13 protein-coding genes are annotated in these 15028 nt (G+C 70.0%); all 13 read right to left on the reverse strand.

Annotated features, from left to right (window positions below; genetic code table 11):
- Window positions 1-4: 4 nt before the first annotated feature.
- The 13 genes from R2707_04705 to R2707_04765 all read right to left on the reverse strand — a co-directional run bounded on the left by R2707_04705 (window position 5) and on the right by R2707_04765 (window position 14938).
- Window positions 5-904: a 1,4-dihydroxy-2-naphthoate polyprenyltransferase gene (locus tag R2707_04705; GenBank protein MEZ5244377.1), complete on the reverse strand. Its 900-nt coding sequence runs from the start codon at window positions 902-904 to the stop codon at window positions 5-7.
- Window positions 901-1509 (reverse strand): phosphoribosylglycinamide formyltransferase, encoded by a 609-nt coding sequence (gene purN, locus R2707_04710; GenBank protein ID MEZ5244378.1) that lies wholly within the window; start codon window positions 1507-1509, stop codon window positions 901-903. Before purN ends, R2707_04705 begins: the two co-directional genes overlap by 4 nt.
- Window positions 1506-2504 carry a phosphoribosylformylglycinamidine cyclo-ligase gene (purM, locus tag R2707_04715; protein MEZ5244379.1) on the reverse strand — a complete coding sequence of 333 codons (999 nt, stop codon included), beginning with the start codon at window positions 2502-2504 and terminating at the stop codon, window positions 1506-1508. The genes purN and purM overlap by 4 nt, the downstream gene beginning before the upstream one ends.
- Window positions 2501-3787, reverse strand: coding sequence for a phosphoribosylamine--glycine ligase (gene purD, locus R2707_04720; protein ID MEZ5244380.1), 1287 nt, complete (start codon window positions 3785-3787; stop codon window positions 2501-2503). Before purD ends, purM begins: the two co-directional genes overlap by 4 nt.
- A 3-nt stretch (window positions 3788-3790) precedes the next feature.
- Window positions 3791-5215, reverse strand: a complete 1425-nt coding sequence (gene purF / locus R2707_04725) for an amidophosphoribosyltransferase (protein MEZ5244381.1) — start codon at window positions 5213-5215, stop codon at window positions 3791-3793.
- A 5-nt stretch (window positions 5216-5220) separates the two neighbouring features.
- Window positions 5221-6360 carry a 5-(carboxyamino)imidazole ribonucleotide synthase gene (locus tag R2707_04730; protein ID MEZ5244382.1) on the reverse strand — a complete coding sequence of 380 codons (1140 nt, stop codon included), beginning with the start codon at window positions 6358-6360 and terminating at the stop codon, window positions 5221-5223.
- A gap of 2 nt (window positions 6361-6362) precedes the next feature.
- Window positions 6363-6854: a 5-(carboxyamino)imidazole ribonucleotide mutase gene (gene purE / locus R2707_04735; GenBank protein MEZ5244383.1), complete on the reverse strand. Its 492-nt coding sequence runs from the start codon at window positions 6852-6854 to the stop codon at window positions 6363-6365.
- Window positions 6855-6953: 99 nt separating this feature from the next.
- On the reverse strand, window positions 6954-7925 hold the full coding sequence (locus R2707_04740) for a phosphoribosylaminoimidazolesuccinocarboxamide synthase (protein MEZ5244384.1): 972 nt from the start codon (window positions 7923-7925) through the stop codon (window positions 6954-6956).
- Window positions 7922-8713 carry a phosphoribosylformylglycinamidine synthase I gene (gene purQ / locus R2707_04745; GenBank protein MEZ5244385.1) on the reverse strand — a complete coding sequence of 264 codons (792 nt, stop codon included), beginning with the start codon at window positions 8711-8713 and terminating at the stop codon, window positions 7922-7924. The genes R2707_04740 and purQ overlap by 4 nt, the downstream gene beginning before the upstream one ends.
- Window positions 8710-11565 (reverse strand): phosphoribosylformylglycinamidine synthase subunit PurL, encoded by a 2856-nt coding sequence (gene purL, locus R2707_04750; GenBank protein ID MEZ5244386.1) that lies wholly within the window; start codon window positions 11563-11565, stop codon window positions 8710-8712. Before purL ends, purQ begins: the two co-directional genes overlap by 4 nt.
- Before the next feature lie 67 nt (window positions 11566-11632).
- Window positions 11633-13204 carry an ABC transporter permease subunit gene (locus R2707_04755; GenBank protein MEZ5244387.1) on the reverse strand — a complete coding sequence of 524 codons (1572 nt, stop codon included), beginning with the start codon at window positions 13202-13204 and terminating at the stop codon, window positions 11633-11635.
- Window positions 13201-14001 carry an ATP-binding cassette domain-containing protein gene (locus tag R2707_04760; GenBank protein MEZ5244388.1) on the reverse strand — a complete coding sequence of 267 codons (801 nt, stop codon included), beginning with the start codon at window positions 13999-14001 and terminating at the stop codon, window positions 13201-13203. The genes R2707_04755 and R2707_04760 overlap by 4 nt, the downstream gene beginning before the upstream one ends.
- Window positions 13979-14938 carry a putative selenate ABC transporter substrate-binding protein gene (locus R2707_04765; protein MEZ5244389.1) on the reverse strand — a complete coding sequence of 320 codons (960 nt, stop codon included), beginning with the start codon at window positions 14936-14938 and terminating at the stop codon, window positions 13979-13981. Before R2707_04765 ends, R2707_04760 begins: the two co-directional genes overlap by 23 nt.
- Between the last annotated feature and the right edge of the window lie 90 nt (window positions 14939-15028).

Raw genomic sequence — 15028 nt, forward strand, 5'->3', positions numbered from 1 at the left:
GGGACTAGCCCGTCAGAGCGAGACCGAGGGTCATGCCCAGGCCGCCGAGCATCTGCGCCCGAGCGGTCGCACCGAGCACGGCGATGAGGGCGGGTCCCGACGCACCCGCGCGCACGTCGCGGATCGCACGCCACGCCATCGGCGCGGCGGCCAGCGCCCCGACGGCACCCACCCGCGATGTCGCTGCGGCAACCAGCGCCACGCCGAGCGCGACGACATGGAGCAGCACGTAGGCGTCACGCGTCTTCGCGTCCCCGAGGCGCACGGCCAGCGTCCGCTTTCCGGCGACGGTGTCGCCGGGGATGTCGCGCAGGTTGTTGGTCACCATCAGGGCCGTGGCCCACAGGCCGACGGTGACACTGCACCAAACGGCCAGCGCGTCGACCCGTTCGAGAAGGACATAGGTGGTGCCGACGGTGGCCACCAGCCCGAAGAACACGAAGACGAAGACCTCGCCGAGCCCGAGATAGCCGTAGGGCCGGGGGCCGCCCGTATAGGTCCATCCGGCCACGAGACACAGCGCGCCCACCACGAACAGCTCCGGACCGACGAGCAGGGCGAGCACCGCGCCGAGGACACCGGCGACCGCGAACGAAGCGGTCGCCGCGAGCTTCACCTGCCGGGGCGGCACCAGACCGGAGCCCACGAGGCGGAGGGGCCCGACCCGTTGCTCGCCATCGGTACCGCGCACACCGTCGGAGTAGTCGTTGGCGAAGTTGACGCCGACCTGGAGGGCCACGGCGACCACCAGGGCGAGGCCGCCTCGCCACCATTGCGTGTCGACCCCCTGCCCCACGGCAACCGCCGTGCCGACCGCGACGGGGACGATCGCGGCCGGAAGGGTCCGCGGGCGGGCACCGGCCAGCCAGAGCGCCACGCCGGAGGGGACCGTCGACGCGGTCACGATGCCACCAGATCGGCCACTGCCGCGACGAGCAGTTCGTGCTCGAGGGCGTGGATCCGTTCCTCGAGACGATCACGGGTGTCGCCGGGTCGGATCGGCACCTCGGCGCTACGCAGCACCGGGCCGTCGTCGACGCCTTCGTCGGGCACGAGATGCACCATCACACCGGTGCGATCGAGCCCGCGCTCGACATGGGCCGCCCACGCGTCGTCGATCGCGTGGGCGCCCGGGAACTCGCCGGGAAGGGCCGGGTGAAGGTTGACCACCGGCGCGTCCACCTCATCCAGGAAGGCACAGGTGAACAGATGCATCCAACCGGCGCACACGACGGCATCAGGTCGGTCGGCGTTGATCCGTACGGCCAGATCGCGGTCGTACGCCTCGCGACCGGCCCGCTCGTCGCCGGCCTCGTCGAGATAGGGCCGCATCGGCACGAAGTCCTGCGGAATCCCGGCATCGTCGGCCCGGGTCCGGGCGAGGGCGGAACGACGGTTCACGTAGACGGCGACGATCTCGGCGTCGAGCCTGCCGTCGCCGATTGCGTCGATCAGCGCTTGGAGGTTGGACCCGGACCCCGACGCGAGGACGACGAGTCGTCCCGTCACCGCCACCCTCCGACGAGGGCCACCCGCTCGTCGCCGTTGCGGGCCCGGAGGCGGCCGATCACCGGCAGGCCGGCGTCGAGCACCGCACCCCGCAGGTCGGCGGGCACGACGACGACCATGCCGATGCCCATGTTCCACACCCGGAACGCCTCGTCGTCGGGGATCTCGCCCCACTCGACGAGCGAACGGAAGTGGGCGGGGACGTCCCAGCTCCCGAGCTCGAACTCGGCAGCGAGGTGCGACGGCAACACCCGAGGCACGTTCTCGAAGAGACCGCCACCGGTGATGTGGGCCAGCGCCAACGGCTCGATTCCGCCGGCCTGCATCTCCTCGATGTGGGTGATGTAGGGCTGGTGCGGGGTGAGGAGCCAGTCGAGCATCTCGGCGCTGGGTTCGTGGTCCTCCAGCAGCAAGCGGATCAGCGAGTAGCCGTTGGTGTGGGGGCTGCGACTCGCGAGACCGACGAGGAGGTCACCCTCGGCCAGATCGTCGGTGCGGGGCCACAGCGACGCACGGTCGGCCACACCCACGATCGTGCCGGCGATGTCGACCGCGCCCGGCATGTAGACCCCTGGCATCTCGGCGGTCTCACCGCCCAGGAGCGCACAGCCGACGGCCTGACAGGCCTCGGCCATCCCGGTCACGATCTCGGCGACCACCTCGGGAACGAGCGATGCGGTGGCGATGTAGTCGAGGAAGAAGAGCGGTCGCGCGCCCTGCACGAGGATGTCGTCGACACAGTGGTTGACCAGGTCGGCGCCGACACCACGCCAGCGCTGGTGTCGGGCGGCGAGCTCGACCTTGGTGCCCACGCCGTCGGTGGAGGCGACGAGCACCTTGCCGGGGCCGAGGTCGTCGGCCGCGAACAGGCCACCGAACGCCCCCAACTCGGACAGCACCGACGGCGTGTTGGTCGCCTTCACCGCATCGGCCAACAACTCGACGGTGCGGTTGCCGGCGTCGATGTCGACCCCGGCGTCTCGATAGCTGGTCATTGGCGTACCTCGGCGGTCGCTCGGGCGATGTCGGCGCGGTGTTGGGCGCCTTCGAAGTCGATCAGGGCCACACCGGCGTGGGCGGCATCGGCTGCTGCGCCGAGCGACTCGCGCACCGCGGTGACGGCCAGGACCCGGCCTCCGGCGGTGTGGGGGATGCCGTCGACGGCGGCCGTGCCGGCGTGGAAGACGGTGCAACCGACATCACCGACCGACTCGAGGCCGGTGATCGGGACGGGCGAACTCCCGCTGACGGGATAGCCGGCGCTGGCCATGACGACGGTCACCGCAGCCTGCGCGCTCCAGCGGACGTCGGTGCTCGCGAGCGTGCCGTCGATGCACGCATTGCACACGTCGACCAGATCGGATTCGAGCAGCGGGAGGACGACCTGCGTCTCCGGGTCGCCGAAGCGACAGTTGAACTCGATCACCTTCGGGCCATCGGCGGTCAGCATCATCCCGGCGTAGAGCACACCCCGATAGGGACGACCTTCATCGATCATCGCCCGCAGGGTGGGGGCGATGACCTCCTTGCCGACCCGTTCGAGCAACGCCTCGTCGGCGATCGGCGACGGGTGGAACGCCCCCATTCCCCCGGTGTTCGGACCGACGTCGCCCTCGCCGAGGCGCTTGTGGTCCTGGGCGGCGGGCATCACGTGGAAGTCGACGCCGTCGCAGAACGCGAGGATCGACACCTCCGGTCCGTGGAGACGCTCCTCGAGCAGCACCTCCGCGCCCGCATCGCCGAACGTGCGGTCGACCAGGATCGCGGTGATCGCAGCCGCCGCCTCGTCGCGGGTCTCGGCGACGATCACGCCCTTGCCGGCGGCGAGGCCGCTGGCCTTGATCACCGGGACGGCATCCGAGGCGTCGAGGTGGGCGAGTGCCGCCGCCGGGTCGGTGAACGTCGCGGCTGCCCCTGTCGGGATGCCGTGGCGCAGCAGGAAGTCCTTGCAGTGGGCCTTGGACCCCTCCAGCTGGGCGGCGGCGGCCGAGGGACCGAACGCGCGGATCCCGACGGCGGTGAGACGATCGACGAGGCCGGCGACGAGCGGGTCCTCCGGCCCGACGATCACCAGGTCGACCTGCTCGGCGAGCGCCAGTGCGACCAGCGCCTCGAGATCCGCAGCACCGACATCGACGTTGCGGCACTTCGATTCCCGCGCCGTGCCGGCATTGCCGGGCGCCACCAGCACCTCGTCGACCTGCGCAGAACGGGCCAACGTCCACGCCAGCGCGTGTTCGCGCCCGCCGCCGCCGACCACCAGCACCCGCTGACCCACCGTTCAGTCTCCCCAGACCTGGGCGAACTGTTCCTTCGTGGTCAGTTGCAGCTGCACGAATCGCTCGGACTCGAACGGGTAGACACCGGTGAAGCACGCATTGCAGTAGCCGTCCTCGGCCCCGAGGCCGCGCATCATGGCGTCGATCGAGAGATAGGCGAGCGAATCGGCCCCGATGTGGGCGCAGATCTCCTCGACGCTCATCTGGGCGGCGATGAGCTCGTCCTGCGACGCCATGTCGACGCCCATGTAGCAGGGATCGGTGATCGCCGGGCACGCGACCCGGACGTGGACCTCCGTCGCCCCGGCATCGCGCAGCATCTGGACGAGCGGGCCCGAGGTGGTGCCCCGAACGATCGAGTCGTCGACCATGACCACCCGCTTGCCGAACAGGTTGTCGCCCAGCGGGTTGAATTTCATGGCAACGCCGGCATCACGCAGCTGCTGGGTCGGCTCGATGAATGTCCGCCCCACGTAGCGGTTCTTGATGAGACCCTCGGTGTAGGGGATCCCTGCCTCCTGGGCGAAGCCCACGGCATGCGGCGTCCCCGAGTCGGGCACGGGCACCACCAGGTCGGCTTCCACCGGCGCTTCGCGGGCGAGCTCGCGGCCGAGGCGCTGACGGGTGGAGTGCACCAGGCTGCCCGTGTGCACCGAGTCGGGTCGTGAGAAGTAGATCTGTTCGAACGTGCAGAACGACTTCTTGCGCGTGACGGCGCCCTGCTCGATGTAGAGACCGTCGTCGTCGATCCTCACGATCTCGCCGGGCTCGACCTCGCGCACGAACTTCGCGCCGATGGCCGAGAACGCACACGTCTCCGATGCGAGCACATAGCCGCCGTCGATCTCTCCGATGACGAGCGGGCGAAACCCCCACGGGTCGCGCACGCCGTAGAGCCCGTCGCGAGTCAGGATCGTGAGCGCGAAGGCTCCCTCCGCTCGGCTCATCAGCACCCGGATACGGCTGAGCCAGTCGCCGCCCGCCCCGGTGAGGAGGTGGACCATGACCTCGGTGTCGCTCGAGGTCTGCAGGCCGACGCCGCGCTCGAGGAGCTCGCGACGCAGCAGGTTGGCGTTGACCAGATTGCCGTTGTGGGCGACTGCGAGCGGACCGTCGATCGTCTCGATCACCTGCGGTTGCGCATTGCGGATCCCCGAACCACCGGTGGTCGAGTATCGGGTGTGGCCGATCGCCAGGCCACCGCGCAGCGTCGAGAGGTTGTCCTCGTTGAAGACACTCGACACGAGTCCCTGACCCTTGTGGACATGGGCCACGCCCTTGTCGACACTCACGATGCCGGCCGCCTCCTGTCCGCGGTGCTGCAACGTGTAGAGGGCGAAGAAGGCGAGACGAGCCGCGTCCTGCCCGGGAGCGTGGACGCCGACGATGCCACACTCCTCGTGGAGATCATCACCAGTGGGAAACACGGATATCACCGTCCGGAGAGCGCGACTCGGGCGTCGACCGCTCTTTGTAGCGTGTCGGCGGCGTTGTCGCCCACACAGGTCAGATGTCCCATCTTGCGGCCGGGCCGTGCGTCGGCCTTGCCGTAGAGATGGAGATGGATGGAGGGATCGCGCAACGCCGCGATCCAATCGGGTTCACCGTCGGTCCACAGATCACCGAGGAGTTGCACCATTGCCGCGGGGCGACAGGTGCCGTCGCCGAGCGGGAGGCCACAGACGGCCCGCAGTTGCTGTTCGAACTGGCTCGCCGGCGCGGCCTCGATCGTGCAGTGGCCGGAGTTGTGCGGTCGCGGTGCCACCTCGTTGACCAGCAGGTCGGATCCCGTGTCGAAGATCTCGACGCACAGCACACCCACCAGCGCCCACGAGTCGGCGATCCGATGGGCGAGTGCGCGGGCCGCCGCCGCCCGCTCGGGATCGATCGCCGCCGGCACCATCGTGGTGTCGAGGATGTGATCGACGTGATGGTTCTCCATCACCCCGTGGTCGACGATCTCGCCCGCAGCACCGCGAGCGACCACCACCGAGAGCTCTCGTTCGAACGGGATCACCGCTTCGACGACGAGTCGTTCGCGGCCCAGCGCCTCCCAGGCGCCATCTGCTTCGGTGGGGTCGGTGATCCGCACCTGGCCCTTGCCGTCGTAGCCGAACCGGGCCACCTTCGCGATGACCGGCGCGCCGAGCGCCAGCACTGCGGCGCGCAGTTCCGCGATGGTCTCCGCCGGCATCCAGGGGGCGACGGCGACACCGGCCGCGGCGAGTGCCCGCTTCTCGCGCTGGCGATCCTGGGCGTCGGCGATGATCTCTCCGGACGGATGGACGGGCACACCGGCCGCCGCGGCCGCCGCAGCGAGCGACGGATCGACGTTCTCGAACTCCCAGGTGACGACATCGACCTCGGACAGGAATCGCTCGACGCCCGTCTCGTCGTCGAAGGGCGCCGCGATCTCGATCTCGGCCACGCCTCCGGCGGGAGTGTCCTTCGCTCCCCCGGTGAGCACCGCGACCCGGTAGCCGTGCTGGTGCGCCACCTGCGCCAGCATTCGTCCGAGCTGCCCGCCGCCCACCACGCCGATCGTGGAACCTGGGAGGAGCGGGCCGGTCACCGTCAGTGGTCCAGCTCGATCGAGCGGACCTGGGCGTTTCGCTGGGCCCGGTAGGCGTGGAGGGCGTCGGCGAGTGCGTCGTCGTGACGAGCCAACATGGCGACCGCGAGGAGGCCGGCGTTGGTCGCCCCGGCAGGACCGATCGCCATCGTGGCAACCGGGACACCGCCGGGCATCTGGACGATCGACAGGAGCGAGTCGATCCCGTTGAGTGCCCGGCTCTTGATCGGGACACCGATCACCGGGACGATGGTGTGTCCGGCGACCATGCCCGGCAGATGCGCGGCGCCGCCGGCGCCGGCGATCACCACCTGCAGACCGCGGGTCTCGGCCGTTTCGGCGTAGTCGACCATCAGGTCGGGTGTGCGATGGGCGGAGACCACCCGGGCCTCGAAGGCAACACCGAAGTCGCGGAGGATGTCGGCAGCCCCGCGCATCGTCTCCCAATCGGAGTCGCTGCCCATGATCACGCCGACGAGCGGATCGTCACTCACGCGGTCGTCCTCCCGAATTCCCCGACCAGTCTGCATCCTCGCGCGCCATCACCCACCCGCGTTGGATGACTTCCGGGCCGCGAACGCGGTGGTCGTTGGTCACTGCGACGCAGCCCGGATCGCCGCGGCGACCCGCGGCGAGGCCGGATACGCGGCCGGTACCAGTGGCGCACCGGTCAAGGCGGCGAACGCTTCCTGGTAGACGCCGGCTGCAATCACCGCCAGGTCGCGATCGAGCGGCGGCGGGTCGCCCTCGCCCCGGTACCCGCGCTCGGCGTAGACGAGACGCACGACCTCCTTGTCGAGGTTCTCGGGTTCGCGGCCGTCGGCCAGCCGCTCCTCGACCGTCGATGCCCGCCAATAGCGCGAGCTGTCGGGGGTGTGGACCTCGTCGATGATCGTGAGCCGACCCTCGTCGTCGATCCCGAACTCGTACTTGGTGTCGACCAGGACCAGACCCGCCTCGGCCGCGAGCTCGCTCCCACGATCGAAGATCGCCAGCGCCGTCGTGCGAACCTCGTCCCATCGCTCGGGCGCCACGAGCCCCCGCTCGACGATTCCCGCCTCGGTGATGGGCTCGTCGTGGCCACCCTGCTCGGCCTTGGTGGTCGGGGTGATGATCGGCGCCGGCAGCGGATCGTTCTTGCGCATGCCGTCGGGGAACGTCAACCCGTAGATCTCACGCTCCCCCGCCGCGTACTTCGTCCACAGCGCAGTCGACGTCGAACCGGACAACCGGCCGCGCACGACCACCTCGACCGGCAGCGTCTCGCACTTCCGCCCGATCGTGACGTTGGGATCAGGCACGGCAACGACATGCGACGGAACGATGTCGGCGATGCGTTCGAACCACCATGCCGCGAGCTCGTTCAGCACCTGCCCCCGGTAGGGAACGGTGCCGAGCACCCGGTCGAAGGCCGAGATCCGGTCCGTCGCCACCAATGCCAGCCGGTCGCCCAGGTCGACGATGTCGCGGACCTTGCCCCGGATCAGGGGGCCGAGAGCCTCGAGGCCTTCGCCATCGATGCCGTCGAAGGGCGATTCCAACGCCGGCGTGAGATCGATCGTCATCCCGCCGCCCCGACGAACGCAGCGAAGATGGGGAGACCCGACCCTTCCTCCGGGCCCGACGGTCGCTGCCACCACAGCACGTGGTCCTCCGGGTGCGGCATGAGCCCGACAACGGAACCCGACGCGTTGCAGAGTCCGGCGATGTCGCGCACGCTGCCGTTGGGGTTGGCCGGATACGCGCCGTCGGCCGGGCGGAGTGGATCCTCGATCGGGGCAGCGCCGGTGTGCATGTAGCGGAACGCGACCTGGCCGGCGGCGTCGAGCTTCGATGCGACCCCGTCGTCGAGCACCGCGACCCGACCTTCGCCGTGTGCGATGGGGCAGCGCACGACCGCGTCCTTCGCCGCCGACAGCCAGCTCGACGACACGCCGACCTCGACCCGCAGGGTCACCCATCGGCACTCGAAGCGACCACGGGCGTTCTCGGTCAGGGTCACCGAGCGGTCGGTGCCGGCCGGGCCCGGCAACAGACCGGCCTTGACCAGCACCTGGAACCCGTTGCAGATACCGAGCACCGGCTTGCCCGCATCGACGAACGCGGCGAGCTCGTCGGCGAACCAGGTGCGCAACTCGAGTGCGAGCCGACCGCCGGCACCCAGGGCATCACCGTAGGAGAAGCCGCCGGGCAGCAGGATCGCCGCGTGGTCGGCGATCTTCACGCGACCGCTGCGCAGCTCGTTGATGTGGGCGATGCGGGCGTCGCCACCGGCGAGCGCAACCGCCTGGGCGGCCTCACCGTCGCGATTGGTGCCCGACGCGTGGGGGATGAGGATCGGTGGTCGACTCATCTCGAAACCCCCGTGAACGCGGCTACCGCATCCTCGATGGACACCTCGACGATCGTGGCGCTCGCACGCTCGAGGCCCTCGGCATCGTCGGGAGCGTCCGGCACCCGCAGCACGATCCGTTCGTCGGCCATGACTTCGCCGATGCGTCGGCCGTGGGCACCGAGGGTGTCGGCCACCGCGTCGCGGTCCGACGGGCTCGCCGCGAGGACGATCCGACCCGGCCCTTCGTTGCCGAGCGCCCGGAAGGGGTCGAGGCCGTCGGCGGGAACGACCACATGCACACCGCATCGCGCCGCCAGCGCCATCTCGGCGATCGTCACGGCGATGCCTCCGTCGCTGCAGTCGTGGGCGGCACGGACGAGACCGCCGGCGATGGCGGCGTGGACCGCCCGGTACCGCGGGAGAGGATCGTCGAGCGGTGCGGGCGGATCGGTCGCGCCGAGTCCGAGGAGCGTGTCGGCGAGGGAACCGCCGAGCGCAGCGCTCCCCTCGCCCACCAGCCAGAGGTCGTCGCCGGGCGACATGCCGGCACTGTCGATCGCCCGGTGCAGATCGGGGACGATCCCGACCGCGGAGATCAGCAGGGTTCCGGGAATCGCGGTGCCGTCGAACTCGTTGAAGAGACTGTCCTTGCCCGAGATGAACGGCATCCGATAGCGCCGGGCGCCGTCGGTGCAGCCCTGCACCGCACGGACGAGACCGCCGAGGCGGTCGGGTTTCGTCGGGTCGCCCCAGCAGAAGTTGTCGAGCACCGCGACGCGGTCGGGGTCGCCGCCGACGGCCACGAGATTCCGCACCGCCTCGTCCATGGCGAGCAGTGCCATCGCCCATGGATCGAGCAGACCCACGCGCGGACAGATGCCGTTGCTCACCACCGCGGCGATGTCGTTGTGCGACGTGCCCAGCGGCTTCAGTACTGCGGCATCGGCCGGGCCGTCGGCCGCGGGTCCGACGAAGGGCCGTACGACGGTGCCGCCGCGCACCTCGTGGTCGTAGCGCCGGACGATGTCCTCCTTCGACGCCACGTCGGGGTGACGGAGCATGTCGAGCAGGAGGGCCGCATCGAAGACCGGGGTGGTGATCTCGACGGGCGCCGGGTCGGTCCACGCGCCCACCATCTCGCGCCGTGGCAACCCGTCGTGGAGAAACTCCATGGGCATGTCGACCACACCGACGGCGCCGTGGGTGACGACGAGGCGCTGGTCGCCGGTGAACTCGCCGAGATCGGTCAGCTCCACGTCCCAGTCGTCGCAGAGTTCCCGCAATGCCGACAGGTTGGCCGGCGGCACGGCCATGACGATGCGCTCCTGCGCCTCCGACAGCCAGATCTCCCACGGCTGCAGGCCGGGATACTTCAGCGGCACGCCGGCGAGATCGACCCGCACCCCGAGGTCTTCGCCCATCTCCCCCACCGCCGACGAGAACCCGCCGGCCCCGCAATCGGTGATCGCGGTGTAGAGCGCAGCGTCGCGAGCCCGCTCGACGACCTCGATGCACCCCTTCTCGGTGATCGGGTCACCGATCTGCACGGCGGACCCGACGTTGTCGACCGTCGAGGCGTCCATGCCGGCCGACGAGAAGGTCGCGCCGTGGATCCCGTCACGGCCGACCCGGCCCCCGATCGAGACGACACGATCGCCCACGTGCGCCCGGGTCGGGTGCGAACCGTGCGGCAGCAGGCCGAGCGCTCCGCAGTAGACGAGCGGATTGCCGACATAGCCCTCGTGATAGATCACCGCGCCGTTGACGGTCGGCAGGCCGAGCTTGTTGCCGTAGTCACCGATGCCGGCCACCACGCCGTCGCGGATCCGCCGCGGATGCAGCACCCCCGTGGGCAGGCGGTCGTCGGGAAGGTCGCTCGGGCCGAAGCACAAGACGTCGGTGCACGCGATGGGGCGGGCGGAGACGCCCAGGATGTCGCGCACCACGCCGCCGACCCCGGTGTTGGCTCCACCGAAGGGCTCGAGCGCCGAAGGATGGTTGTGGGTCTCGACCTTGAAGGCGAGATCGAGACCCTCGTCGAACGCGATGATCCCGGCATCGTCGACGAAGGCCGATCGCAGCCACCATGGAGCGAGCTCCTCGGTCACCTCGCGAAGCGCGGGCAACAGGCCGTCGTGTTCGGACACGGTGATCGTGCCGTCCGACGCGGTGTGGGTCAGCTCGATCCGGGCCCGGAAGGTCTTGTGCACGCAGTGCTCCGACCAGGTCTGCGCCAACGTCTCGAGTTCGGCGTCGTTCGGTGCGCGACCCTCCGCGTCGAAGTGCGCCTGGATCACCCGCATCTCCGCCACGTCGAGCGACAGCACCCGCGCCCGGCTGAGGGCGGCGAGTTCCGCGTCGGCCAGGCCGGAAAGGACGACGGTCTCGACGGTGAGGTCGACGACCGCCGAACCGGCGAACGACGGCGCGAGCTCGCCCTCTGCGGAACGTTCGATGGTGTCGTTGGCGAGCAGACGGCGGGTCAGCAGTGCCACGTCGTCGTCGCTCAGCGAGCCGATCAGGTCGTAGCGGCGAGCGGTGGAGACCTGGATCGGCGGGAGACCGAGCTCGACCGCCGCCCGTTCGAGTTCACGAGCGTCGGGATCGGTCACACCGGGCATCGGTGCGACCTCGACGGCGCGCCCTTCGGGAGCCGGCGTGGCACCGATCGTGTGGCGATCGACCACCGGATCGACCAACACTGCCGCACACAGCTCGTCGATCTCCGTCGGGTCGATGTCGCCGGCGACGTGGTACACCCGGAAAACCCTGCAGGCCTCGAGGCCCTCGACCCCGACGAGAGGGGCCGCGCTCACCACCCGGGCGCCGTCGGGGTCGTCGGTAGCGATCACGTCGATGCGTAGCGTCACTGGGCCGAACCTAGACGCGCGTCCGAGGGCCCGCGCGCATCGCGCGACCTGCGTCGTCGACGAGTTCTCAGCCCGGGACCCGCAGGGTCCGGCGGAGCAACGCACCGATCGTGTCGACCCCGAGCGAGAGGACGACCAGTGCCCCCACGACCCCGAGCACGGCCGGAAAATCCCTCGCCGCGAGGTGTTCCTGCGCGAGCCGCCCGAGACCACCGGCCCCCACCACGCCCACCACCACGGTCTCTCTCAGGATGACCTCCCACCGGTAGAGACCGATCGACACGAGCCTCGGCCCGGCGGCCGGGAACGTGGCGTAGGCGAACCGTTCCGTCGGCGAGGCGCCGGACACGGCGAGTACGCGGGCGGGCGCCGGATCGGTGTCCTCGAAGGTCTCCGCGAACAGTCGGCCGACGACGCCGAGGTTGTAGATGCCGAGCGCGACCGCGCCGGGCCACATCCCGGGAAACAGGACGAGCACGAACACGAACGCCCACATCGGTGCCGGCACGGCCCGCAGCAGCAACAGCGTCGTCCGGACGACCAACCGTGAGACCCGCCCGGCCAGGGTCTCGCCGTCGACGGACGAGCGTGGACGGCTCGCCACCGTGCCGAGCAGCACGGCGCCGCCGATCGCGATCGTGGTGGCGAGCACCGACATCGCCAGCGTCTCGATCGACGCGGAGAACAGCTCGCCGAAACCTCCCGGACCGAGCCGCGGCGGCAGGAGATCACGGCCGAACTCGACGGCCAGCCGACGGGTTCGCTCGGACCACAGCGATCCGGGGTCGATGCCGGTCCATCGCCACGAGAACGGAACGAGAACCGCCACTACCACCATGGACCATGTACCGATCCTCATGCCGGTGCCATGACGCACCCGGGCCGACCAGCCGTCGGCAAGACCCGACAGGACCATCAACGCGGCGATGAGCGTCCAGATCTCGCCGTACCGAAGCGACTGGAAGCTGAGGTCGAGCTGGAACCCCAGACCACCGGCGCCGATCACGCCGAGTACGGCCGCCGAGCGGATCGCGCACTCCAGGCGGTAGAAGCCGTACGAGATCAGGTCCGCCTTGACGTTCGGCACGATGGCGAACGAGAGCGCCGCCAGGCGACTCGCACCACTGGCCCGCAGCAGGCGGTACGGACCGGCATCGGCGTCGTCGATCGTCTCGGCGAAGACCTTCGCCGTGACCGCACCGAACGGCACACCGATGGCGAGCACCGCCACCATCGGGTCGAACCCGAGGAACTGGATGAGCAGCAGCGCCCAGAGGACCTCGTGCACCGCTCGGGGCAGCGTGAAGAGCGCGCGGAAGAACCATCGGCCGCGTCGCCCTTCCCAGAGCAGTTCGGAGAGCACGAGACCACCGAGCGACCCGAGGACGAGGGCGAGCACCGTCCCGAGCACGGCGAATGCCAGTGTCACGCCGGCCGCCTCGATCGTCAGCCGAACGAACGTCCCCCCGAGCTCCGGAGAGGCGATGGCGCCCCAGAAGCGGCGAAAGCTCGGCCAACCACCCGAGTTGACGATGTCATCGCCCACGCCTGCGGTCTGCACCGCCCAGGCCAGCGCCGCGCACAGCCCGATCAGGATGCGACGGCGGGTCGTCGCCGACGCGGGTCGCGATGCGCTCACGCCGGTTCGGCGCGATACAGATCGGCGAGGTCGTCGTCTGTGACGGCGGCGGCCGGCTGATCGAACGCGACCCGCCCACTCCGAAGGCCGATGATCCGGGTCGCGTGGCGCCGGGCCAGCGCCGGCTCGTGGAGGCTGACGACGGTCGTCCACGCCGCGGACGGATCACAGAGCAGCGCGAGAACGTCGTCGCTCAGGCGGGGGTCGACGGCCGAGACCGGTTCGTCGGCCAGCACCAGGCTGGGTTCCTGTCGCAGCACTCTCGCCACCGCGACGCGTTGTTGCTCGCCGCCCGACAACGTCCCCGTCGGCTTCGCGACCACATCGTGCAACCCGACCTGACGCAGGACCTCCTCGGCCTCCTCGATGCCGTCCGGCCGGATCAGCGACAGCAGGGACCTCGGGGTGGAACGCCGACCGAGCCGACCCGCGTTGATGTTGTGGATCACCCGCAACGACCCGGGAAGATGCAACTGCTGGCTGACGATTCCCACCTGGGTCCGATGTGCACGCAGGCGCCGGCCGCGCAGCGATTCGAGGTCGGACCCCAGCACCGTCACCGAGCCCTCGGTCGGCGTCACGAGCCCGGCGACGATCGACAGCAGCGTCGACTTCCCCGCACCACTGGGGCCCACGAGCGCGACCCGCTCGCCGGACGTGACCGAGAGGTCGACGCCGGCGAGCGCAGCGATCGCACCGTGACGAACCGTGACCCCGCTCAGGGTCGCGGCGTCGCCCGTGGTGGTGCCGGGATCAGGGGCGCGTCGCCGAGGCTCAGCGGATGAGTCCGACGGCACGACCCACTGCCTCGATCGCGTCGTAGTTCCCGTTCTCGGTCCGGATGAACCCACCCGCACCGAACAGGTCGAGAATCTCCGCGTCGGCGGGATCGTCGGCGTCGAGTGCGAGCAGCGCCTCGACGAACGCCTCCGTCGCGCCATCGCCGAGCCGATCGTCGATGTCGGGCCGAGCGACCCAGTGGTAGTCGTAGTAGGTCGGGGTACGGAAGACCTCGATGACCTTGTCCGCGTCGACCACGCCCTCGACCGACCGATCGTCCCAGACCTGGGAGTTCAGGGCCCCGACCTCATAGGTCCCGGCGCTGACGACCTCGATCGTCGCGTCGTGGGAGCCGGAGAAGCCGACCTGACCGGCGAAGCTGGAGTCGATGTCGAGACCGGCCTCGCCGAGGAAGTACTGCGGCATGAGCCGACCGGACGTCGACGACTCCGAGCCGAAGGTCAGCGAATGGCCGCTCAGCGCGGAGAGCCCGTCGACATCGGCGATCGGGCCGATCCCGGAGTCGGTCGACGCGATGAACACCGTCGTGAAGGCTTCGTCGATGTCTCGCTGTGCGATTGCCTGTGCACCGTCGACCTCGAGTCTGGCCTGAACGCCGGTCAGACCACCGAACCACACGATGTCGAGATCACCGACACGGAACCCGGTCACGGCGCCCTCGTAGTCGGTGACGGGCACGTACTCGACCGTCACGCCGGGCATGGCCGACTCGACATGGTCGGCGAGGATTCCGTACGTGCGTTGGAGTCGCTCGGGATCCTGATCGGGAATCGCCCCGATCGTGAGCGTACCCTCGAAGCCGTCGACGGATCCCGTGTCGTCGGGCGGCTCGGATGTGGACGTGTCGTCGCCGCATGCTGCGGAGAACACGGCCAGAACCAGTGTTGTTGCGATCAGTGCCCGCCAACTGGCGTGCCGACGTCGAGCCTTCATGCTCGTCCTCCTTGGTATGACATCAGGACCTCCGTGGACCTGTCGTGATGGATGTCGGGCGGGCACCTGTCGGAGTCCGCTCGGCCGCAG

Source organism: Acidimicrobiales bacterium (genome assembly GCA_041394245.1).
GTDB lineage: Bacteria > Actinomycetota > Acidimicrobiia > Acidimicrobiales > Aldehydirespiratoraceae > JAJRXC01.

Excerpts from the sequence above, each read along its gene's own strand:
- purM (MEZ5244379.1), bottom strand. The coding sequence starts at position 2,504 with ATGACCAGCTATCGAGACGCCGGGGTCGACATCGACGCCGGCAACCGC.
- R2707_04740 (MEZ5244384.1), bottom strand. The coding sequence starts at position 7,925 with ATGACGATCGATCTCACGCCGGCGTTGGAATCGCCCTTCGACGGCATC.
- R2707_04765 (MEZ5244389.1), bottom strand. The coding sequence starts at position 14,938 with ATGAAGGCTCGACGTCGGCACGCCAGTTGGCGGGCACTGATCGCAACA.
- purQ (MEZ5244385.1), bottom strand. The coding sequence starts at position 8,713 with ATGAGTCGACCACCGATCCTCATCCCCCACGCGTCGGGCACCAATCGC.